General features: G+C 66.9%; 16 protein-coding genes, 1 tRNA gene and 2 riboswitches. Of the genes, 7 read left to right on the top strand and 10 right to left on the bottom strand.

What is annotated here, in order from left to right:
* Positions 1-156 precede the first annotated feature (156 nt).
* From F7Q96_RS14695 to F7Q96_RS14710, 4 genes are all read left to right on the top strand, one after another.
* A complete protein-coding gene (locus F7Q96_RS14695) occupies positions 157-1,308 on the top strand; it encodes a branched-chain amino acid ABC transporter substrate-binding protein (RefSeq protein ID WP_053822835.1) in 1,152 nt (383 codons plus the stop codon).
* Positions 1,309-1,602: 294 nt separating this feature from the next.
* Complete coding sequence (locus F7Q96_RS14700; protein WP_053822834.1) at positions 1,603-3,531, top strand: tetratricopeptide repeat protein; 1,929 nt, start codon at positions 1,603-1,605, stop codon at positions 3,529-3,531.
* A 123-nt stretch (positions 3,532-3,654) separates the two neighbouring features.
* Positions 3,655-4,878 carry a cation:proton antiporter gene (locus F7Q96_RS14705; RefSeq protein ID WP_064574726.1) on the top strand — a complete coding sequence of 408 codons (1,224 nt, stop codon included), beginning with the start codon at positions 3,655-3,657 and terminating at the stop codon, positions 4,876-4,878.
* Positions 4,878-5,993, top strand: coding sequence for a YbdK family carboxylate-amine ligase (locus tag F7Q96_RS14710; RefSeq protein ID WP_053822833.1), 1,116 nt, complete (start codon positions 4,878-4,880; stop codon positions 5,991-5,993). The genes F7Q96_RS14705 and F7Q96_RS14710 overlap by 1 nt, the downstream gene beginning before the upstream one ends.
* Before the next feature lie 49 nt (positions 5,994-6,042).
* On the opposite strand, the gene F7Q96_RS14715 is transcribed toward F7Q96_RS14710, so the two are convergent.
* From F7Q96_RS14715 to gcvT, 7 genes are all read right to left on the bottom strand, one after another.
* Positions 6,043-6,783 (bottom strand): MBL fold metallo-hydrolase, encoded by a 741-nt coding sequence (locus F7Q96_RS14715; protein ID WP_053822832.1) that lies wholly within the window; start codon positions 6,781-6,783, stop codon positions 6,043-6,045.
* A 32-nt stretch (positions 6,784-6,815) separates the two neighbouring features.
* Positions 6,816-7,307 (bottom strand): DUF4351 domain-containing protein, encoded by a 492-nt coding sequence (locus F7Q96_RS14720; protein WP_053822831.1) that lies wholly within the window; start codon positions 7,305-7,307, stop codon positions 6,816-6,818.
* A gap of 92 nt (positions 7,308-7,399) precedes the next feature.
* A complete protein-coding gene (locus F7Q96_RS14725; RefSeq protein ID WP_053822830.1) occupies positions 7,400-8,776 on the bottom strand; it encodes an L-serine ammonia-lyase in 1,377 nt (458 codons plus the stop codon).
* Between the two features lie 78 nt (positions 8,777-8,854).
* Positions 8,855-9,388 carry a DUF421 domain-containing protein gene (locus F7Q96_RS14730; RefSeq protein WP_053822829.1) on the bottom strand — a complete coding sequence of 178 codons (534 nt, stop codon included), beginning with the start codon at positions 9,386-9,388 and terminating at the stop codon, positions 8,855-8,857.
* Between the two features lie 125 nt (positions 9,389-9,513).
* Complete coding sequence (gcvP, locus tag F7Q96_RS14735) at positions 9,514-12,432, bottom strand: aminomethyl-transferring glycine dehydrogenase (protein ID WP_053822828.1); 2,919 nt, start codon at positions 12,430-12,432, stop codon at positions 9,514-9,516.
* A 73-nt stretch (positions 12,433-12,505) separates the two neighbouring features.
* Entirely contained in the window at positions 12,506-12,886 is a 381-nt protein-coding gene (gene gcvH, locus F7Q96_RS14740; RefSeq protein ID WP_006576219.1) for a glycine cleavage system protein GcvH, read from the bottom strand.
* A 107-nt stretch (positions 12,887-12,993) separates the two neighbouring features.
* The gene (gene gcvT, locus F7Q96_RS14745; RefSeq protein ID WP_151022886.1) at positions 12,994-14,121 is read right to left on the bottom strand and encodes a glycine cleavage system aminomethyltransferase GcvT; all 1,128 of its coding nucleotides are present in this window, start codon (positions 14,119-14,121) and stop codon (positions 12,994-12,996) included.
* 98 nt (positions 14,122-14,219) lie between these two features.
* Positions 14,220-14,364: riboswitch (glycine riboswitch) on the bottom strand.
* Between the two features lie 21 nt (positions 14,365-14,385).
* A riboswitch (glycine riboswitch) is annotated at positions 14,386-14,496 on the bottom strand.
* Between the two features lie 237 nt (positions 14,497-14,733).
* Here gcvT and F7Q96_RS14750 point away from each other — a divergent pair.
* Both F7Q96_RS14750 and hemN read left to right on the top strand, forming a co-directional pair.
* Complete coding sequence (locus F7Q96_RS14750; RefSeq protein WP_151022888.1) at positions 14,734-16,818, top strand: UvrD-helicase domain-containing protein; 2,085 nt, start codon at positions 14,734-14,736, stop codon at positions 16,816-16,818.
* A 113-nt stretch (positions 16,819-16,931) separates the two neighbouring features.
* On the top strand, positions 16,932-18,575 hold the full coding sequence (gene hemN, locus F7Q96_RS14755) for an oxygen-independent coproporphyrinogen III oxidase (RefSeq protein ID WP_151022890.1): 1,644 nt from the start codon (positions 16,932-16,934) through the stop codon (positions 18,573-18,575).
* 91 nt (positions 18,576-18,666) lie between these two features.
* Here the strand turns inward: hemN and F7Q96_RS14760 are convergent, their stop codons facing one another.
* The gene (locus tag F7Q96_RS14760; protein WP_053822827.1) at positions 18,667-19,578 is read right to left on the bottom strand and encodes a c-type cytochrome; all 912 of its coding nucleotides are present in this window, start codon (positions 19,576-19,578) and stop codon (positions 18,667-18,669) included.
* 363 nt (positions 19,579-19,941) lie between these two features.
* Here F7Q96_RS14760 and F7Q96_RS14765 point away from each other — a divergent pair.
* Positions 19,942-20,017 (top strand) — tRNA-Arg (locus F7Q96_RS14765).
* Between the two features lie 119 nt (positions 20,018-20,136).
* On the opposite strand, the gene F7Q96_RS14770 is transcribed toward F7Q96_RS14765, so the two are convergent.
* Both F7Q96_RS14770 and F7Q96_RS14775 read right to left on the bottom strand, forming a co-directional pair.
* Positions 20,137-20,763 (bottom strand): TetR/AcrR family transcriptional regulator, encoded by a 627-nt coding sequence (locus tag F7Q96_RS14770; RefSeq protein WP_053823242.1) that lies wholly within the window; start codon positions 20,761-20,763, stop codon positions 20,137-20,139.
* A gap of 99 nt (positions 20,764-20,862) precedes the next feature.
* Positions 20,863-21,120: a chorismate mutase family protein gene (locus F7Q96_RS14775; protein ID WP_144425855.1), complete on the bottom strand. Its 258-nt coding sequence runs from the start codon at positions 21,118-21,120 to the stop codon at positions 20,863-20,865.
* Positions 21,121-21,264 lie beyond the last annotated feature (144 nt).

A 21,264-nucleotide genomic window follows, 5' to 3' on the forward strand; every position in this document is an offset into this window, starting at 1 on the left:
GTATCGGTCCGACGCCCGGGTTGGGCGCCAGACAGGCGCAGGTGCGGCGGCGATCCCGCCCTCGCTGTGCCACCAAAGAAGGCGTGGTCCGCAGGGGTGGGCCGAACGCTTCCAACAGTGCAGTGAACCGGCCTACAGGCTACCCAAGGAGAACGGATGAACACGACCTTCCACAAGACGGCGCTGACCGTCGCACTGACGATCGCCGGCCTGACCGCGGCGTCCGCCGCGTTCGCGCAGGCGCAGGAGATCAAGCTCGGCTTTGCCGCGCCGATGACCGGCGGCCAGGCGCAGTACGGCAAGGACATGCAGAACGGCGTGGTGCTGGCGATCGAGCAGATGAACGCCACCAAGCCGAAGATCGGCGGCAAGGAAGTCAAGTTCGTGCTGCTGTCCGAGGACGACCAGGCCGATCCGAAGACCGGTTCGGTGGTCGCGCAGAAGCTGGTCGACAACGGCATCCAGGGCATGCTGGGCCATTTCAACTCCGGCACCAGCATCCCGGCATCGATGGTCTACAACCGCGCCGGCATCGCGCAGATCGCGATGGCGACCGCGCCGGAATACACCCGCCAGGGCTTCAAGACCACCTTCCGCATGATGACCTCGGACACCCAGCAGGGTTCGGTGATCGGCAACTTCGTGGTCAAGAAGCTCGGCGCCAGGAACATCGCCATCGTCGATGACCGTACCGCGTACGGCCAGGGCCTGGCCGACGAGTTCGAGAAGGCCGCCAAGGCCGCCGGCGGCAAGATCGTGCGCCGCGAGTACACCAACGACAAGGCGGTGGACTTCAAGGCCGTGCTGACCAACATCAAGCGCAGCAACCCGGACATCATCTTCTTCGGCGGCGCCGAGACGCAGTCCGCGCCGATGGCCAAGCAGATCAAGGAACTGGGTCTGAAGGCACCGCTGGTGTCGGGCGAGATGTCCAAGACCGACAACTTCCTGAAGCTGGCCGGTCCGGCCGCCGAAGGCACGGTGGTGTCGCTGGCCGGCCTGCCGCTGGAGCAGATGCCGGGCGGTGCCAAGTATGCGCAGGCCTACGAGAAGCGCTTCGGCAGCAAGGTGCAGACCTACTCGCCGTACGCCTACGACGGCGCCACCGCGCTGATGACCGCGATGATCAAGGCCGGCTCTGCCGATCCGGCGCGCTATCTGCCGGTGCTGGCGGCGACCAACATGCCGGGCGTCACCACCAAGACCTTGGCCTACGACGCGCGCGGCGACCTGAAGGACGGCGGCATCACCGTCTACAAGGTCGTCGGTGGCAAGTGGACCGTGCTGGAAACGCTGGGCGGCAAGTAAGCCTCGTTCCCGCGGCGCCCCACGTCGCGTCGCGCCCGCCCGGGCGGGAACCCAGCGTCTTCGATAAGCCTTGGGTCCCCGTCTGCGGGGACGATCGGATTGCCCCGGATCGTCCCGGAACCCTCAGCAGACTCACGCCACCTTCCGGTGGCGTTTTCTTTGGGCGCCGTGTTCGCCCAGGGCTCTTCCGCGCGCTTCCGCGGCCTTGCCTCGCCGGTGGCGCATAATCGCGGTCTTGCCGTTTCCTCGCTATCCCAGTTGTCTCTCTTTGCCCATCACCCTGAAGGAGTACCCGTGTCCGCGCAGCCAGTCAGCTACGACCACGCCATCGAGCTCGCCACGCAGGAGCGCTACGACGAAGCGCTGGCGGTGATCGACGCGTTGGCGCGCCAGCGGCCCGAGGTCGTCGATTACGAGGCGCTGCGCGCCCGGCTGCTGTTCGACAAGGGCGAGCCCGAGCAGGCGCTGGCCGCGCTCGACGCGGCACTGGCCCGGCTGCCCGAGCTGCCGCTGCAGCCGGCGCACCGCTGGGCCTCGCGCGGTGTGCTCGCGCATCGCTACGGCATGCTGCTGATGAACCAGCAGCGCTTTGCCGAGGCGCTGCCCTGGCTGGAGGAAGCAGCGCGGCGTAATGGGCTGGCGACCGGCGAATGGAGCGCGCAGTTGCATGCGGGACTCGCGCATTACCGGCTGGGCCAGTTCGCCGAGGCCGGCCGCTATTGGTACGACCTGCTGTATCGCGCGCCAGATCTGGGCGCGCACGACATCCTGGCGCTGGCGGCCGACCACGTGCAGGGCGCCGAGGCCGAGGGCCGGCGTGCCGAGCCGATGCTGCGGCTGTGCCTGGCCCGCATCGGCCTGGACAATGCCGATCTGCTGGAGATGAGCGAGGAGCAGGGCGACGCGCTGGCCGCGCAGCAGGCGCAGATGGTGCTGGCCGAAGAGCCGGATCACCCGCATGCGCGACGCATCCTGGCGCCGCTGCGTCTGCGGTCCGGAGATCTGGCCGGCGCGCGTGAGGATCTGGCGGTCTACCAGCGCCAGGTGCCGGACCCGAAGGCGCAGGTACGCGAACTCGAGTGGCGCCATCAGGGCGGCGAGGCCGAGCCCTGGCGCGATTTCGCTTTGACCGAGGCGGCCACCGACGCGCATGGCTATTACCTTGCCGGTCTCGCGCTGGCGGACTTCATCGAGCGCGTACCCGCTGCGGCGGACACGTTGCGGCCGCAGCTGCTGCGCGCGTGGCAGATGGGCCTGGCCCGCTTCGAACAGTATTTCGCCACCGGCGAGGGCGGTTACGACGACGCCGATCCGCATATCTATTCGCTGCTGTGCGACCGCCTGGCGCGCCGCCTCGACCTGGACGATCCGGCGCAGCGCGACGAACGCATCGCGTTGCACGAGAAGGGCATCGCGGCCAGCGATTTCATCGAGCACTGGCTCGATCTGCTGGCCTGCCACGATGCGGCCGGGCGCCATCAGCGCGTCGTTGAAGTTGCCGGCGAGGTACTGAACCGCTATCCGCTGGATCGCCATGCGGGCCACGTGACCTGGGTGTTCAGCCGGCTGATCCATGCCTGGAAGGCGATCGGCGGCAACGACGCGATCGCCGCGGCGCGTGCCGCAATCGCGCATATGGAAGCGCGGCTGGACGCGCTGCCGGTCGAGGAGCGCAGCGAGGCCGCGCTGTCGATGGCGCATGCGCGCACGCATTTCGCCACGCTGCTGGCGAACTCGGCCGGCTCGATGGAAGCGCGCGAGCGCGCGCTGGCACTGGACGAGATCGAGGCCTTGCAGGCGCGCGCGGTGGCCATCGAGGATGCCTGGGTCTACGACGCATTCGGCCGCATCTGGCGGGGACTGGCCGACAACGAACGCGCCTTGCCGCTGTTCGAGCGCGCCATCGCGCTGACCGACGGCGATGCCGAGGACCAGGCCGCGGCACGCCTGCAGCGCGGGCTGATCCGGCTCGACGCCGAGCAGTACGCGCAGGCGTTGACCGACTTCCATGCCGCCTTCGCGGTGCGCGACGACTGGGACGCCGACGTGCATCTGCACGCCGCGCAGGCCGCGCTGGGCCTGGCCCGGCGCGAGGAGGCCCGCGCGCTGTTCCTGCAGGCCCGCGCGCGCGGCGCCGCGCAGGGACGCACGCGCGCGTTGTACGCGAAGGTCGAAAACGCACTGAAGGCGACACGGCCCGCCTGGAAAATCTGGGGCGTGTAAGCCGGACCTGCAGGCGGTGAGGTCAGCGGAGAAGCGATCCGAAAGAACGTTGGCAGAAACCTCAGCAAAACTCGTGCCTTGTCGGACAAACCCGGACACGGGTTCAAAGGCCCTTCCGTTAGGATGTCACCCATGAATGGATTGAGCCAACTATTTCCGACCTGGCCGCTCGCTCCCAGCGGGCTGTTCTGGGTCGGCCTCGCGCTGGTAGGCGCGGGCCTTGCCGGCGAAGTGTGCCGGATGTATCTGAGATTGCCGCGTATCGTCGGTTATGCCGCCACCGGTCTGTTGGCCGGCACGCTGGGGCGGCCCATCGTCGACCAGACGATGATCGCGCAGACCCGCATCCTGATCGACATGGCGCTGGCGCTCGCGCTGTTCGAGCTTGGGCATCGGCTGTCGCTGGTCTGGCTGCGCGCCAATCGCTGGCTGCTGTTTACCAGCGCCTCCGAGTCCCTGCTGACCTGGGGCCTGGTCACCGCGGTGCTGCAATGGATCGGCGTAAGCCCGACCGTCGCGATCCTCGCGGGCGGCATCGCGGTCAGCACGTCGCCGTCGATCGTGCTGCAGTTGAAGAACGAGTTGCGCGCGGAAGGCCAGGTCACCGAACGGCTGATGGCGATGACCGCGCTCAACAGCATGTATGCGGCCGTGATCGTGCAGCTGGCGACCGGCTGGCTGCACTCGGAATACGGCAATCTCGGCGCCGCGCTGCTGCATCCGCTGTATCTGCTGGTCGGTTCCTGCCTGCTGGCGTGGCTGGTCGGCAAGCTGAGCCAGGCAGTCTATGCGCGGATGCCGGCCGACGATCAATACAGCTTTCTGGTGCTGGTCGGCATCGTGCTGTTCACGCTGGCGCTGACGCGGCTGCTGAAGCTGTCGATGCCGCTGACGCTGCTGCTGGCCGGCGTCGTGTTCAAGCATCAGGACAATCAGCCGCGCGTGTGGCCCGCGCATTTTGGCAGCGCCGGTACGCTGCTGATCATCGTGATGGTGGTGTCGCTTGGCTTGCCGGTGACCGTGCGCGACTGGTCCATCGCCGGGGTCGCCGCGATCGTGCTGGTGCTGCTGCGGCATCTGGCCAAGCTGGGCGGCGTGGTGTCGCTGGGTTCGTTCTCGGGCCTGAGCCTCAGACAGTGCGTGGCACTCGGCGTGGCGCTGGGGCCGATGTCGGGTCTGGCTTACCTGTTGATGAGCGATGTGGCGCGGCTCTATCCTGAAACCGGGGAAATGCTCAACGCGATCGTGCTGTGCGCGCTGGCGATCGAGCAGATCGCGGCGCCGGTGCTGGCCGCATGGGCACTTCGCTATGCCGGCGAGGTCAGAGGCAATGGAGGAGGGCGCTGATGTCACTCGAACCGTTCAAGCAATCCGAGGCGCTGACCTTCGGCGTCGAGCTGGAAATGCAGCTGGTCAATCGCCATGACTACGATCTGGCACCGTTCGCGCCCGACCTGCTGAGGTTGCTGAAGGGCGCCCAGCATGCCGGCGATATCAAGCCGGAGATCAGTCCATCGATGATCGAGATCAGCACCGGAATCTGCCACGACTACGCGCAGGCGCTGTCCGAGCTGACGACGATGCGCGACCTGATGGTCGAGGCCTCGCATTCGCTGAATCTGGGCATCTGCGGCGGCGGCACGCATCCGTTCCAGCAGTGGGCCGATCGGACGATCTCCGACTCGCCGCGCTACCAGTACATCTCCGAGCTGTACGGCTACCTGGCCAAGCAATTCACGGTGTTCGGCCAGCATGTGCATATCGGTTGCCCGACCGCCGACGATTCGCTGTTCCTGCTGCACGCAATTGGCCGCTACGTACCGCATTTCATTGCGCTTGCCGCGTCGTCGCCGTATGTGCAGGGCGTCGATACCGGCTTCGCTTCCGCGCGGCTGAATTCGGTCGCGGCCTTCCCGATGAGCGGCCGCGCGCCGTTCATGCTGACCTGGGACGCCTTCACCGCGTACTTCGAGAAGATGCGCAAGACGGGCGTGATCGAGAGCATGAAGGACTTCTACTGGGATATCCGTCCCAAGCCGGAGTTCGGCACCATCGAAGTCCGCGTCATGGACACGCCGCTGACTGTTGCGCGCGCCTGCGATATCGCGGCCTATATCCAGGCGCTGGCGCGTTATCTGCTGCTGTCGCGGCCGTTCGTGCCCCAGGAGGACGACTACCTGGTCTATACCTTCAATCGCTTCCAGGCCTGCCGCTTCGGGCTCGACGGCGAGTACGTGCATCCGAACGAACTGACGCGGATGCCGATCGCCGACCATATCCTGTCGATCTGCGACGTGCTGGTGCCGCATGCCGAAGCGCTCGGATCGCTGGAGGCGCTGGCCAATATCCGCATGCTGGCCGCCAGCCGCCGTGGCGACGCCGAGTGGGCGCGGCAGGTCGATGCCGATACGCGCAGCCTGCGCGAGGCGGTGCGGCAGAGCTGCGACCGCTGGGCCGGCTGAGACAGTCCTCGCGCCGCGCCGCTGGGCCCGGCCTTGACCGGCGCGGCGATCAGACCCCGTGCGGGATGTTGTCGCCGTCGCCGAGGCCGAGCCGCTGATTGGCCGGCACGGCGACCGCCAGCAGCTTCGGTGGCGGCAGGTTCAGCCCTTTCATCATCTCGATGAATTCTTCACGCGTGCGGCCGCACAGCCGGCTATTGGTGGCCCGCTCGTGCCCGATTGTCGAATGGGTGCGGCCCTTGTAGTCATGAGCCGGATACACGAGCGTGTCGTCGGGCAGCGCAAACAGCTTGTGCGTCAGACTGTCGTACAGCGTGCCGGCGTCGCCCGACTGAAAGTCCGTGCGCCCGCAGCCATCGATCAACAACGCATCGCCGGTAAAGACGCGACGCACCACACCGCCGTCCGGCTGCGGCTCTTCCCACAGATAGCTCATGCTGCCGGCCGTATGGCCCGGGGTATGGATCGCGCGCAGCGCCTGCGTGCCGAACGCGATGGTGTCGCCGTCGATCAACTGCTTCAGCGCCGGCCGGATCTCGCAGCCCGACGGCGCGGCGGTATGCGCGCCGGTACGTTGTGCGACATGTCCTGCCGAGGTGATGTGGTCCGCGTGCGCGTGGGTTTCGATGACCCAGGCCAGGCGTACCCCGGTCTGCTGCACCAGCGCCAGATCGCGCTCGAGCTGACGGTCGACCGGATCGATCAGCACGGCATCGCGCGTCGCGGCGTCGATCAGCAAATACGTGTAGGTGCAGGACTCGGGGTCGAACAGTTGATGGAAGGTTTGCATCTGCGGGAATACTGACAATCGGTCGCCAGGGTTCAGGCTTCGAATACGTCGGCGAGGTGTTGGGCGCTGAGCAACCTTTCTCCCCACGCTTGCAATTGTTCGGCCGAGGCGCCGTTCAATCGTGTTTCCAGCTCGGCCGGCAGAGGGCCGAACCGTTTGGCAAGCATGTTTCGCAGCATCATGGCCTGGCCTTGCTGTAGACCTTCCTGCCGGCCCTCCTGCAGGCCTTCCAGTCGGCCTTCTTGCAGGCCTTCCAGTCTGTAGTTGGCCTTCCACCGTGCGATATTCGTCGACAGCGACATTTCAGCCTCCATCAGGTTGTGTACATTCGTGAAATCCAGACCGGCATGGCGATGCGGTGAGCCTACATCCTTCAGCCAGCGTACGAAAGTGTTCGACAGGACCGGGTTGTCGGCGACGCGCCGCCTGAGCCAGCGGACCGTATCGAGCAACGTTTCCTCGCTGGTCGCGTTCTCGAAGCGGAACACGGCGGCGACCAGATTGTCGAGTCTGGGCTCACGCATCGCAGTTGCGGTGCCTGGAGAATGCCGCGCCGCGGGGACGCGGGATTCCACAAAAGTGCGTGCTACTTTAGTGTTCGAACAGCAGACCCACGTCAGCACTCGACGATATTGACCGCGAGCCCGCCGCGCGCCGTTTCCTTGTATTTGGTCTTCATGTCGGCGCCGGTTTCGCGCATGGTCTTGATCACCGAATCGAGCGAGACATAGTGATTGCCGTCGCCGCGCAGCGCCATGCGTGCCGCATTGACGGCCTTGACCGAGGCCATCGCATTGCGCTCGATGCAGGGAATCTGCACCAGCCCGCCGACCGGATCACAGGTCAGGCCGAGGTTGTGTTCCATGCCGATCTCCGCGGCATTCTCGACCTGTTCCGGCGTGCCGCCAAGCACCGCCGCCAGCGCGCCGGCCGCCATCGAACACGCCACCCCGACCTCGCCTTGGCAGCCGACTTCGGCCCCGGAGATCGACGCGTTCAGCTTGTACAGCAGTCCGATCGCGCCGGCCGTCAGCAGGAAGTCGATCACGCCGCGCTCGTTCGCACCGGGTACGAAGCGGTCGTAGTAATGCAGTACGGCCGGGATGATGCCCGCCGCGCCGTTGGTCGGCGCAGTCACCACGCGGCCGCCGGCTGCGTTTTCCTCGTTGACCGCCATTGCATAGAGATTGACCCAGTCCATCACCGACAGCGGGTCCGACAGCGTCCGTTCGGCGCGCTCGGTCAGATTGCGGTACAGCTCGGGCGCACGCCGCTTGACCTTGAACGGACCGGGTAGCTCGCCATCGGTGCGGCAGCCGCGCGCGACGCAGGCCTGCATCACCTGCCAGATATGCAGCAGGCCCGCGCGCACGTCGGCTTCGCTGCGCCACGTGCATTCGTTCTCCAGCATCAGCTGCGCGATCGACTTGCCGGTGCTGCTCGCCATGTCGAGCATCGCGCGGCCGCTGCGGAAGGGGTGCGGCAGTTGCCGGTCCGCTTCGAGCACCTGCGTGTTGGCGGCGCCGGCGCTGACGACGAAGCCGCCGCCGACCGACAGATAGCGGCCCTCGCGCAGCGTCGCGCCGGCGGCATCGAAGGCATGGAATTTCATGCCATTCGGATGCTCGGCCAGTGCTTCGCGCCGGTAGAACGCGATGTGTTCCTTCTCGACGAAGGGGATCGGATGCTTGCCGAGCAGGTCCAGCGTGCGCGAAGCGCGCAGCGCAGCCAGCCTGGCCTCGATGGTGTCGGGATCGATGGTGTCCGGCGCCTCGCCGAGCAGGCCGAGGATCACGCCCTTGTCGGTGCCGTGCCCCTTGCCGGTTGCGCCGAGCGAGCCGTACAGTTCGACCCGCACGCTGGCTACTCGCGGCAGCAGGCCGTCGCGCTCCAGCGCATGCGCAAACATGCCGGCCGCACGCATCGGTCCCACCGTATGCGAGCTCGATGGTCCGATGCCGACCTTGAACAGGTCGAAAACGCTGACAGCCAATTGACTCTCCTTTCACCACCGGTTGGGGACCGACCGATCAACCGACCGGCGGCGGTCCCGCAGGCCTGTCCCGGGCCCCTACACCGGCTTGTCGTCCTCCGGCCGCTGCCACAGCGACACGCCGGGGCCGGGCGGCTTTTCCGGCCGGTCCTTGTGCTTTAGTACGCTGATGGCACCGTCGTTCTCGAGGATGGCCACATGCACGTCGTCGATGCTATTGCAGTTTTCGCGTCGCAAAACCTTCATCAGGTCGTCGCTGGTGATGCGCGCCCCTTTCATGACGTCCTGGAACACCTTGCCGTCCCGGATCAGCAATTGCGGCTTGCCCTCGACCGCATATTCGATGCCGCGACTGCGCCAGCTGAGCCAGCTGACCAGCAAGTTGCCGCCGATCAGCGTGACGGCCAGGATCAGCCCGCCCGATACCGATTTGTCGTCGCCGACCATGGCGTTCTGCACGCCTTCGGACAGGATCAGCAGCAGTACCAGATCGAACGGTGTCATCTGGCCGATCTGGCGCTTGCCGCCCAGCCGCATCAGCACCAGCAGGGCGAAATAGATGATCAGACCCCGGACAACGAATTCCCACCACGGCGCGTTCAGTTCCCACATCGACAGTCCTCCTTGACGATGACGGCCCCGGCGCAAGCGCCGGGGGCCTGAATCCTCCTGGACGCCGGACTGCGTCCGGGCGGCGATGGCATCGCCGTGCCTGCTGCTGCAGGAAGCGTGCCCGCTTACTCCTCGTACGCGCTCATCGGCACGCAGGAGCAGAACAGGTTGCGATCGCCGTAGACGTTGTCGGCCCGGCCGACCGGCGGCCAGTACTTCTGCGTCCGCAGCGAGGCGACCGGATAGGCGGCTTCCTCACGCGTGTACTTGTGGTTCCACTCGTTGGCGGTGATGACCGCCGCGGTGTGAGGCGCGTTCTTCAGCGGGTTGTCCTCGCGGTCGAAGCTGCCGTCCTCGACGCGCGCGATTTCCTTGCGGATTGCGATCATCGCGTCGATGAAGCGGTCCAGCTCGTGCAGCGCCTCGCTCTCGGTCGGCTCGATCATCAGCGTGCCCGGGACCGGGAAGCTCATCGTCGGCGCATGGAAGCCATAGTCCATCAGCCGCTTGGCGACATCCTCGTTGCTGATGCCGGTCGCCTTCTGGATCGGGCGCAGGTCGAGAATGCACTCGTGCGCGATATGGCCGTTGCCGCCGGTGTACAGCACCGGGTAGTAGTCCGACAGCCGCTTGGCGACATAGTTGGCCGCCAGGATCGCGTTCTCGGTGGCGGCGGTCAGTCCGCGCGCGCCCATCATCGCGATATACATCCACGAGATCGGCAGGATGCTGGCCGAGCCGTAGGGCGCGGCCGAGATCGCGCCGATGCCGTCTTCCGCGCGGCGATAACCGCTGCTGGCGTGGTTGGGCAGGAACGGCGCCAGATGCGCGCCGACCGCGACCGGACCGACGCCCGGGCCGCCGCCGCCGTGCGGAATGCAGAAGGTCTTGTGCAGGTTCAGGTGCGACACGTCGCCGCCGAACTGCCCCGGCGCCGCGGTGCCGACCATCGCGTTCATGTTCGCGCCGTCGACGTAGACCTGGCCGCCATGGCTGTGGACGATCTCGCAGATGCGCTGCACGCCTTCCTCGAACACGCCGTGCGTGGACGGGTAGGTGATCATGATCGCGGCCAGGTTCTTGCTGTGCTGCGCGGCCTTCTTCTCCAGATCGGCCAGGTCGACGTTGCCGTCCTCGTCGCAGGCCACGACCACCACCTGCATGCCGGCCATCTGCGCGGAGGCCGGATTGGTGCCGTGCGCCGACGACGGGATCAGGCAGATATTGCGGTGGCTCTCGCCGCGGCTCGCATGGTAGGCGTGGATGATCTGCAGGCCCGCGTATTCGCCCTGCGAGCCGGCGTTCGGCTGCAGGCTGACGGCGGCATAGCCGGTGGCCGCGCACAGCATCGCCTCGAGCTGGGCGATCATCTCGCGGTAGCCGACGGTCTGGTCGTCCGGCGCAAACGGATGGATGCTCGAGAACTCCGGCCAGGTGACCGGAATCATCTCGCTGGTCGCGTTGAGCTTCATCGTGCAGGAGCCCAGCGGGATCATCGTGCGGTCGAGCGCCAGATCCTTGTCGGCCAGCATGCGCAGATAGCGCAGCATCTCGTGCTCGGCGTGGTGCGTGTTGAAGACCGGATGGGTCAGATAGGCGCTCTGGCGCGACAGCGCCGCCGGATAGCCATCATCGGCCGCGGCTTCCAGTGCGTCGAAGGCCGGCACCGGCTTGCCCTGCGCGAAGATCTCCCACAGCGCGACCACATCGTCGCGGGTCGTGGTCTCGTCCAGCGAGATGCCGACGTGCGTGGCGCCGGCGCGGCGCAGATTGATCTGGCGCGCGGCGGCCGCGGCGTGGATCGCCTCGGTGGCGGCACCGGTCTCGATCGTCAGCGTGTCGAAGAAGGTCTGGTTGGTGCGGGCGTAGCCCAGCGCCTGCAGGCCGCCGGCCAGCGTCGCGGTCAGCCGATGCACGCGCTGCGCGATCCGCTTCAGGCCCTGCGGCCCGTGGTAGACCGCGTACATCGACGCCATGACCGCCAGCAGCACCTGCGCGGTACAGATGTTCGAGGTCGCCTTTTCGCGGCGGATATGCTGCTCGCGCGTCTGCAGCGCGAGCCGGTAGGCCTTGTTGCCCTGCGCGTCGACGGTGACGCCGACCAGGCGGCCCGGCATCGAACGCTTGTAGGCGTCCTTGACGGCCATATAGCCGGCATGCGGGCCGCCGAAGCCCAGCGGCACACCGAAGCGCTGCGAATTGCCGACCGCCACGTCGGCGCCCCATTCGCCCGGCGCGCTCAAGAGCGTCAGCGCCAGCAGGTCGGCGGCGGCGACCACCAGGCCGCCGGCCGCGTGCACCGCATCGGCGATCGCGCGGTAGTCCGCCACGTCGCCGTTGACGCCCGGGTATTGCAGCAGCACGCCGAACGCGTGCGCCTGCGCCGCGTCGGCGGCGGGGCCGACCTTGACCTCGATACCAAGCGGCAGCGCGCGCGTACGCACCACTTCGATGGTCTGCGGCAGCACGTCGTCGGCCACGTAGAACGTATTGGACGCGTGCTTGTTCACGCGCTGCAGCAGCGTCATCGCCTCGGCCGCGGCGGTGCCTTCGTCGAGCATCGACGCGTTGGCGATATCGAGGCCGGTCAGGTCGGTGATCATCTGCTGGAAGTTCAGCATCGCCTCCAGGCGGCCCTGCGAGATCTCGGGCTGGTACGGCGTGTAGGCGGTGTACCAGGCCGGGTTCTCGAAGATATTGCGCAGGATCACGCCCGGCGTCAGCGTGTTGTAGTAGCCCTGGCCGATGAAGCTCTTGAACACCTTGTTCTTGCCGGCGATGCCGCGCAGCTTGGCCAGCGCGGCTTCCTCGCTCAGCGGCTCGGTGAATTCGCCCAGCGGCATGCCGTCGCGGCGGCGGATCGCGGCCGGGATGATGGCGTCCATCAGCGCGGCGCGGCTGTCGTAGCCCAGCACCTTCAGCATGTGCTGCTGTTCGGCGGCGTCGGGACCGATATGGCGGTGGGAGAAGGCGTCGCGAGCTTCGAGTTCGGCCAGCGAAGGGCGAGCGGATTGAGCGGCGTTCATGGGCAGGGGAGCGTTCATGGCAAGTGACTCGGAGAGGCGGGCCGGGACATGGTGGTCAGCCATGCCCTGGCGCCGCGGGCGGGGCGCCGGCTCAGGCGCCGACGCTGGCCTTGTAGGCGTCGGCCGTCATCAGGCCGTTGACGTCGTCGCCGTTGGCCGGCTTGATCTTGAACAGCCAGGCATCGAAGGCGTTGGCGTTGACGCTCTCGGGCGCATCCTTGACGGCGTCGTTGACGGCGACCACTTCGCCGGCCACCGGCGCGTAGATGTCCGACGCGGCCTTGACCGATTCGACGACCGCCAGCGCGTCACCGGCGCCGACCGTCTTGCCGACCTCGGGCAGCTCGAGGAAGACGATGTCGCCGAGCGCATCCTGTGCGTGATCGGTGATGCCGATCGTCAGTGTGCCGTCGGTTTCGACGCGCACCCATTCGTGCGACTCGGTGTACTTCAGGTCAGCGGGGAAATTCATCGAGATTCTCCAATTTCAGATTCTTGTGTCGCGCCGCCGCGTGCCGTCGGAATGAAAGGGGCCGCGGGGCGCAGCGTGACCGGGTGGACGATGTCCGCAGTGAGCCGTCAGCTCACGAGTGCCTTGCCATTGCGCACAAACGGCAGTTTAACCACAGTCGCAGTCAGTTTGCGGTCGCGGATCAGCACCTGGACTTCGCTGCCGAGCGCCACATCCTTGGGCAGGCGCGCGAAGGCGATCGATTGGGACAGGGTGGGGCTGAAGGTGCCAGAGGTGATCTCGCCCTCGCCGGCGGCGGTCAGCACGGTCTGGTGCGCGCGCAGCACACCGCCCTTGTCGCGCAGGATCAGGCCGGCGAACTGCTGGCGCTGGCCGTTGGCCAGCAGCGCGGCCTTGCCGACGAAATCGCGCTCGCTCTGCAGATCGACGGTCCAGGCCAGGCCGGCGTCGAGCGGCGAGGTATGGATGTCCATGTCCTGGCCGTACAGGTTCATGCCGGCTTCGAGCCGCAGCGTGTCGCGCGCGCCGAGCCCGGCGGGACGCACGCCGGCGGCATGCAGCTTTTCCCAGACCGCGGCGACGTTGTCGGCGGGCACCACCAGCTCGAAGCCGTCCTCGCCGGTGTAGCCGGTGCGGGCCACCATGATTTCGCCGATCGCGGCGTCTTCGACGACCATCGCGTTGAACGGCTTGAGCGCTTCGCTGGGCTGGGTCGACGGGAACGCGGCCCACACCTTGGCGCGCGCGTTCGGGCCCTGCACGGCGACGATGGCCAGCGGCGCGGCGTGATCGGAGGCGTTGTCGGTGCGACGGGGAGTAATGGTCACGCCGGCGCCGGTGTCGGCATTGCGCTGGCGGATCCAGTCGATATCGCCGGTCGCGGTGCTGGCGTTGACGACCAGGCGGAAGCGGTCCTCGGCGAAGAAATAGACGATCAGGTCGTCGATCACGCCGCCGTTCGGGTCGAGCATGCAGGAGTACAGCGCCTTGCCGGGGGTTTGCAGCTTGTCGACGTTGTTGGCGAGCAGCCCGCGCAGGAAGGCGCGGGTATTGGGGCCGGCGAGGTCGACGACGCACATGTGCGAAACGTCGAACATGCCCGCATCGCTGCGCACCGCATGGTGTTCCTCGATCTGGGAGCCGTAGTTGACCGGCATGTCCCAACCGCCGAAATCGACCATGCGGGCGCCGAGGGCGCGGTGGATGGCGTTGAGCGGGGTGGCCTGGAGCGTCATGGATTCCTCGGAGCGTGGCATCGTTCGGTCCGGCGCGCGCGGCGCGCCAAACAAAAAAGGGTCATCCGTCGCGCGGCTCGGTTGAACCGTCGCGACGGATGACCCCCTCTGTCCTCGATACCTGAGAGATTACGGCGGGCCTTGCTGTCCTTGCGACAGGCTGGCCACGCTGTGCGCCCCTTCGGTGGACACGCTCATCATTCAATTGGTGAATGGCGGGTGTCGCTCTCCAGAGTTCGGCATACATCGTGTGCATGCTGCATGCCGATCCGCCCGGTCCATGGTGCCTGAGAGTTTTCGGGTGATTCCCCTTCGGCGGCGCGAGTGAAAAGCACGTTGCACTAAGCAGGTCGCGCGCTCTCCCGGACGGATGGCGCGACTCTAACCGCAGGCTTGGCGGCTGTCAACGCGAGAGCGGCGCCGCCGAGGAGACCGTCCAGGGGCGGCGGCGAGCGCCGGCCGCCGTGTTAACATCGCCCGCTTCGACCCGTTCGGCCCTTCCGCGGCGCTTCTACAGTTCGGCGGTTGGCCCGCACGGATCGCACCCTCGGCCCGCATCCCTCGCTATGCCGGCGCCGCCTCCCGCTGTACCCGATTTCCGATCCCCGACCGATGACCCACGGACTGAACGCCGCCCAATCCGAAGCCGTCCGCTATCTGGACGGGCCCTGCCTGGTGCTCGCCGGCGCGGGCTCGGGCAAGACCCGGGTGATCACGCAGAAGATCGCGCATCTGATCGAGGACAAGGGCTTCGAGCCCCGCCACATCGCCGCGGTGACCTTCACCAACAAGGCCGCCAAGGAAATGCAGGAGCGGATCGCCAAGCTGATGGAGGGCAAGACCCGGGACGGCAAGCGCATCCCGCTGCGCCAGCTGACCGTCTGCACCTTCCACTCGCTGGGCGTGCAGATCCTGCGCGCCGAGGCCGAGCACCTGGGCCTGAAGCCGCAGTTCTCGATCATGGACGCCGATGACTGCTTCGGCCTGATCCAGGAGCAGTTGGCGACCACCGACAAGAAGCTGATCCGCAGCGTGCAGAGCACGATCTCGCTGTGGAAGAACGGCATGGTCGATCCCGAGACCGCGATCGCCGAGGCCGCCGACGCCGACCAGCACCAGGCCGCGCTGATCTACCGCAACTACGTCGCCACGCTGGCGGCGTACCAGGCGGTCGACTTCGACGACCTGATCCGGCTGCCCGCCGAGCTGTTCGCACGCGACGAAACCGTGCGGCTCAAGTGGCAGAACCGGCTGCGCTACTTCCTCGTCGACGAATACCAGGACACCAACGCCTGCCAGTATCAGCTGCTGAAGCTGCTGGCCGGCGGCTCGCATCTGCGTGCGCCCGCCTTCACCGCGGTCGGCGACGACGACCAGGCGATCTACGGCTGGCGCGGCGCCACGCTGGACAATCTGCGCCTGCTGCAGACCGACTTCCCGAACCTGAAGGTCATCAAGCTCGAGCAGAACTATCGCTCCACGGTGCGCATCCTGCAGGCCGCTAATGCGGTGATCGCCAACAACCCCAAGCTGTTCGACAAGACGCTGTGGAGCGAGCACGGCATGGGGGACCCGATTACCGTGACGCCGATGAACGACGAGGAGCACGAGGCCGAGTCGGTGGTGTTCAAGCTGTCGGCGCACAAGTTCGAGCGGCGCGCGCAGTTCCGCGACTACGCGATCCTCTATCGCGGCAACCACCAAGCGCGGCTGTTCGAGCAGATCCTGCGCCGCGAGCGCATTCCGTATGTGCTGTCAGGCGGGCAGAGCTTCTTCGACAAGGCCGAGATCAAGGACATCTGCGCCTATCTGCGGCTGATCGCCAATCCCGACGACGATCCCGCCTTTATCCGCGCGGTCACCACGCCGCGGCGCGGGGTTGGCAATACCACGCTGGAGGTGCTGGGCACCTTCGCCGGCCAGGCCAAGGTCTCGTTGTTCGAGGCGGCGATGATGGGCGGCATCGAAGGCAAGCTGCAGCCCCGCCAGCTGGAGCCGCTGCGCACCTTCTGCGAGGCGATGGTGCGGCTGGCGGACCGTGCCGCGCGCGATCCGGCCACCGAGGTGCTCGACGACCTGATGGAAGGCATCCACTACGAAGCCTATCTGTACGACACCTTCGACGAGCGCCAGGCCCAGGCCAAATGGACCAATACGCTGGAATTCCTCGACTGGCTCAAGCGCAAGGGCACCAAGCCGGAGGCCGCGGACGGCGAGGCGACGGGCTTCGACACCGCCGACGGCTTCGGCGACGAAGGCAAGAACCTGCTGGAGCTGACGCAGACGGTCGCGCTGATGAGCATGCTCGAGGGCCGCGAGGAAGATCCGGATGCAGTGCGGCTGTCGACGCTGCACGCGTCCAAGGGCCTCGAATATCCGCACGTGTTCCTGGTCGGCGTGGAGGAGGGCATCCTGCCGCATTGCCGCGAGGACGAGGACCTGAGCGACGAGAAGATCGAGGAGGAGCGCCGCCTGATGTATGTCGGCATCACGCGCGCGCAGCGCAGCCTGCATATCAGCTGGTGCAAGAAGCGCAAGCGCGCGCGCGACACCTACTCGTGCCAGCCGTCGCGCTTCATCGGCGAGATGAAGCTGGAGGAAGCGCCGGCGCCGAAGGACGAGACGCCGGCGATGAGCCCGAAGGACCGGCTGGCGGGACTGAAGGCGCTGCTCGGCAACAAGGCCGCGGCCGGCTGAAGCGCAGCGGGGGGCCGCCGGGCGAACGCCGAATCGCCGGCCCTTGATGTCGGTCAAGTCCGGCGCGCGCCTGTCTGGCTAGCATCGAAGCGGATTCCTCAGAAGGCCGCCCGATGGTAACGACCGTCCCCCATTTCGCTCGCGAAGCCGCTGCCGAAGTCGCCCGCGACACCGCTCCCCCAGCCGCTGCGCATTCCGTCATCCGCCGCGCCGACCTCGCCGATTTCCGCGGGCTCGCCGAGCGCATCGACGTCAACGGACCGCGCTACACGTCCTATCCGACCGCCGATCGCTTCCACGCGGGCTTCGGCGAAGACGCGTACCTGGCCGCGCTGGACGACTGCCGCGCAGCGGGCGCCGGCGCGCCGCTGTCGCTCTACCTGCATATCCCGTTCTGCGAGAACATCTGCTACTACTGCGGCTGCAACAAGATCATCACGCGCGATCACGGCCGCAGTGCGCGCTATGTCCGCTATCTCGCGCGCGAGATGGCGCTGGTGGCGGCCCGCCTGGGCGAGCCCCGGCCCGTGGTGCAATCGCACTGGGGCGGCGGTACGCCGACCTTTCTCGATCCCGCCGAAATGCGGCAGGTCATGGCCGCACTGCATCGGCACTTCGATCTGCGCGCGGACGGCGAGCATTCGATCGAGATTGATCCGCGCCGCGTCGACGACGAACGGATGGCGCTGCTCGCCGAGCTCGGCTTCAATCGTGTCAGCCTCGGCGTGCAGGACTTCGATCCCGAGGTCCAGGCCGCGATCCATCGCGTGCAGCCGGTGGAAGACACCCGCCGCGTGGTCGCCGCTTCCCGGCGGCTCGGCTTCCTGTCGATCAGCATGGACCTGATCTACGGCCTGCCACACCAGACCGCCGCCCGCTTCGGCGCCACGATCGACCGTGTGCTGGAGATGCGGCCCGACCGGCTGTCGCTGTACAGCTACGCGCATCTGCCGCACGTCTTCAAGCCGCAGCGTCGGATCGACGAGGCCGCGATGCCGTCGGCCGGCGAAAAGCTGGACATCCTGGTCTCGGCCATCGAGCGGCTGACCGCGGCCGGCTATGTGTATATCGGCATGGACCACTTCGCGCTGCCGGACGACGCGCTGGCCCGCGCCCAGCGCGAAGGACGGCTGCAGCGCAACTTCCAGGGCTATGCGACCCACGCCGGGGACGACCAGCTCGGTTTCGGCATCTCGGCGATCGGCGCGGTGGCCGGCCGCTACGTGCAGAACGCGCGCACGCTGGACGAGTACTACGGCGCGCTCGATGCCGGTAGGCTGCCGGTGCTGCGCGGCCATGTCAGCGACGCCGACGACCGGCTGCGCAAGGACGTCATCGGCGCGCTGATGTGCCACGGCGAACTCGATACCGCCGAGGTCGCGTGGCGGCACGGTATCGACTTCGACGCCAGGTTTGCCGCCGAGCGCGCCGAGCTGGCGTCGCTCGCGGAGCAGGGGCTGGTGCGGATATCCGATGAGCGGATCGACGTGACGCCGCTGGGACGGCTGCTGGTGCGACGCGTGGCCATGGTGTTCGATCGCTATCTTCGTGACGAGCGGGCGGCCGCGGCGCAGCCGGGTTCGGATCGCGTGCCGGATTCCAAATCGGAGCCTGCTTCGGATCCCGTTTCAGGTCCCGCTTTGAATCCCGTTTCGGACCCCGCTTCGCAAAGGCCCGCGGCGCACCCACTGCGGCGGATGCCGCCGATATCCCGCTCCGGGGCGGCGCCGACGGTCCGGTACTCGCGCGTGGTCTAGCGCGGCCAAACGCCGGACGTAAAAAAAGCCAGCGGCATGCCGCTGGCTTTTTTGTCCTGGCGAGGCGAGCGCCGCGCCGGTGTCCCCGGTTTTACTTCGAGGCGTTGACCATGTAGTCCGCCGCGGCGATCACGTCGGCGTCGGGGCCGGCGTAGCCACCCTTCGGCGGCATCACGCCCTTGCCCTTCAGCGCGAAGTTGTGGACCGCGTCCATGCCTTCCTTGATACGCGGCGCCCAGGCGGCCTTGTCGCCGACCTTCGGCGCACCGGCAACGCCGGCGGCGTGGCAGGCCGCGCAGACCTGATCGTAGACGCGCTTGCCGACCTCGGCCGAGGCTGCGGCGGGAGCTGCAGCCGTGGTTTGCGCCGGAGCCGCTGCGGCCGGAGCGGGAGCGGGCGGTGCCGCCGGGGCAGCGGCGGCAGGAGCCGGAGCGGCCGCCGCAGCGTCAGCCGCCGGTGCGGCAGGTTCGGAAGCAGCAGCGGTGGTCGCTGCCGGCGCGGGCGCGGCAGGCTCCTGCAGCTTGCCGCCGGCCGAGTTGACCAGATGCACCATCGCACGGTCCAGTTCGTAATCGGAGAAATCGTCCGGCGAGGTGCCCGCGCGCGGGGGCATCGCGCCCTTGCCGGCCATTACCGATTTCAGCAGGCCGTCGTGGCCCTGGCCGAGGCGGGCGCTCCAGTCGCCGGCGGCGCCAAACTTCGGCGCACCGGCCGCGCCGGTGGCGTGGCAGGCCGCGCAGACGGCGGTATAGACCTGTTCGCCGGTCTTGTAGACGCGGGGGGCATTGGGATCGCGCAGTTCGAGCGAGGCAACCGGCTTGATCCGGTCAACCACCGCTTCCGCCGTATCGGTGGAGCCGGCGCCTTCCGGGCCACCGTAGCCGACGAAGCTGACCAGCAGGATGATCACGGTGATCGGCACCACGAAGGCGGCAATCACCACAGCGATCAGCTGCTTCGGGGTCTTGATGGGAGACTCGTGTTCGTTATGGACGTCGCTCATGCTGAACTCTCGATTTTGCAGGAAACCCGTGACCGCTCCGCTTGGCGGCCTTTCGTTGGTCCGTGTCTGGGCCTGACTGCCGCCCCCTCCGCGCTTTCGAGTCTGCCGAGCCTGACAGCCACACCCCATGCCGCCTGGCGCGCCGTCCGAGTGGACGAGACGCAGCCCCGCTTTTGCGCAAATAACGGGCGATTATAGCCGCAAAGCCCCTCCCGATGGCGCGAAAAGCGCCTCGGACGAAACCCGTAGGGCCCGGGAAAAGATGCGCCGGCATGGACGCGCCACGACAAACGCGGTATCCTATGCGACTTTCCGACGACGGCATTCGCCGCAGTCGACCGCGCGGCTCCCGCCGCATCTCGTGCGCCCGTAGCTCAATGGATAGAGTACTGCCCTCCGAAGGCAGGGGTTGCTGGTTCGATCCCAGCCGGGCGCGCCAAAAAAACAAGAAAGTCAGCCGCCCTGCATGACGGCTCGTAGGAATGTCCCTGCCGGCAATTCGTTATTAAGCAAGTTAACACCGCTCGAAGCCGTTCGACGTCTTGGCGCGTTAGCCCGTTAGCTTGTTAGCCGGTCAAGAAGCGTTTCAACCATAGCCTGCGTCGTTGCGCGAGCCGGCGCGGTCTTGCCGACCACCCGCATCCCCTCGACCAGACAGACCAGCAAGCGCGCGGCACTCGCCGGTTCGACGCCGTCTGCCAATTCGCCCGCTTTCTCCGCGCGTTTCAACGTCGCGACAAGTCGTGCCTCGAACTTTCGGAAGAATTTGCCAATTCGAGCATTGACTTCGGGATCGTGGGCAGAAAGCTCCATCGCCGTCGCGACGACCAGACAACCACGTTTGCCGTTGGCGGCGCTCGTGCGATCCACATATCCGGCGAGACACTTGCGGACGCCCGCCATTGCACCCTTGGACGCATCGAGTTCGGCATCGAGTCGAGCCAGCGCGTCTTCGATATAGCGGTCCAATGCGAGCAGGAAGAGGCCGTGCTTGTCCCCAAATGCCGCATAGAGGCTGCCGCGCGAAAGGCTTGTCGCCTCCAGCAGGTCAGGAAGCGAGGTGCCATGATAGCCGCTGGACCAGAAGACGTTCATCGCGCGCTCGACAGCGGCGTCGATATCGAAGCTCCGCGGCCGGCCTCGCGGCACCGCGAGGGAGATGGGTCGTGAGGTGTGTCGTTCCATGCGGGTCATTGTAGACCAAATGGTTTTGAATTAATGCGATGTCATTCCCGGTCGCACACGCGTGCCAGCGTTCGATCCATCGCCACCGCATGCAACGGCTCACGCGCGTGACGCGTCATGTAGTCCTGCCTTGCGCGCGAATCTTGCTCTGCAGTCGGGCTCGGCACGTAGTGTCTTCGCATCGGCAAGCGCTTGAATCGAGCCTTTCTGTAACCGGTCGAGCCCCGGGCGGATGTCTCTGCTCAGGTCGGAACGAACGTCGTCGGGTGCTTGTTCTGCGCCATGCCATTGGACAAGCAACCCGTACTGCCCGAGCTTATTGGTTTCACCACGTGCGCGCTTGACCATGGTGGTCATGTGGTCGCAGCGTGCATTCTAGACCGAATAGTCTAGAATGCACGCGTCTGTACATCACGCGCATGGCCAGAACCGTATTTCCGATCGCCTCCACCAGCATGCGCACGGCGTCACACGCGAATTTTTGGACTGAACAGTCTTGAA

Origin of the sequence: Cupriavidus gilardii, assembly GCF_008801915.1 — a bacterium.
Classification (GTDB): Bacteria; Pseudomonadota; Gammaproteobacteria; order Burkholderiales; family Burkholderiaceae; genus Cupriavidus; species Cupriavidus gilardii.

Excerpts from the sequence above, each read along its gene's own strand:
- F7Q96_RS14695 (WP_053822835.1), top strand. The coding sequence starts at position 157 with ATGAACACGACCTTCCACAAGACGGCGCTGACCGTCGCACTGACGATC.
- F7Q96_RS14705 (WP_064574726.1), top strand. The coding sequence starts at position 3,655 with ATGTCACCCATGAATGGATTGAGCCAACTATTTCCGACCTGGCCGCTC.
- F7Q96_RS14710 (WP_053822833.1), top strand. The coding sequence starts at position 4,878 with ATGTCACTCGAACCGTTCAAGCAATCCGAGGCGCTGACCTTCGGCGTC.
- F7Q96_RS14715 (WP_053822832.1), bottom strand. The coding sequence starts at position 6,783 with ATGCAAACCTTCCATCAACTGTTCGACCCCGAGTCCTGCACCTACACG.
- F7Q96_RS14720 (WP_053822831.1), bottom strand. The coding sequence starts at position 7,307 with ATGCGTGAGCCCAGACTCGACAATCTGGTCGCCGCCGTGTTCCGCTTC.
- F7Q96_RS14730 (WP_053822829.1), bottom strand. The coding sequence starts at position 9,388 with ATGTGGGAACTGAACGCGCCGTGGTGGGAATTCGTTGTCCGGGGTCTG.
- gcvP (WP_053822828.1), bottom strand. The coding sequence starts at position 12,432 with ATGAACGCTCCCCTGCCCATGAACGCCGCTCAATCCGCTCGCCCTTCG.
- gcvH (WP_006576219.1), bottom strand. The coding sequence starts at position 12,886 with ATGAATTTCCCCGCTGACCTGAAGTACACCGAGTCGCACGAATGGGTG.
- gcvT (WP_151022886.1), bottom strand. The coding sequence starts at position 14,121 with ATGACGCTCCAGGCCACCCCGCTCAACGCCATCCACCGCGCCCTCGGC.
- F7Q96_RS14750 (WP_151022888.1), top strand. The coding sequence starts at position 14,734 with ATGACCCACGGACTGAACGCCGCCCAATCCGAAGCCGTCCGCTATCTG.
- hemN (WP_151022890.1), top strand. The coding sequence starts at position 16,932 with ATGGTAACGACCGTCCCCCATTTCGCTCGCGAAGCCGCTGCCGAAGTC.
- F7Q96_RS14760 (WP_053822827.1), bottom strand. The coding sequence starts at position 19,578 with ATGAGCGACGTCCATAACGAACACGAGTCTCCCATCAAGACCCCGAAG.
- F7Q96_RS14770 (WP_053823242.1), bottom strand. The coding sequence starts at position 20,763 with ATGGAACGACACACCTCACGACCCATCTCCCTCGCGGTGCCGCGAGGC.
- F7Q96_RS14775 (WP_144425855.1), bottom strand. The coding sequence starts at position 21,120 with ATGACCACCATGGTCAAGCGCGCACGTGGTGAAACCAATAAGCTCGGG.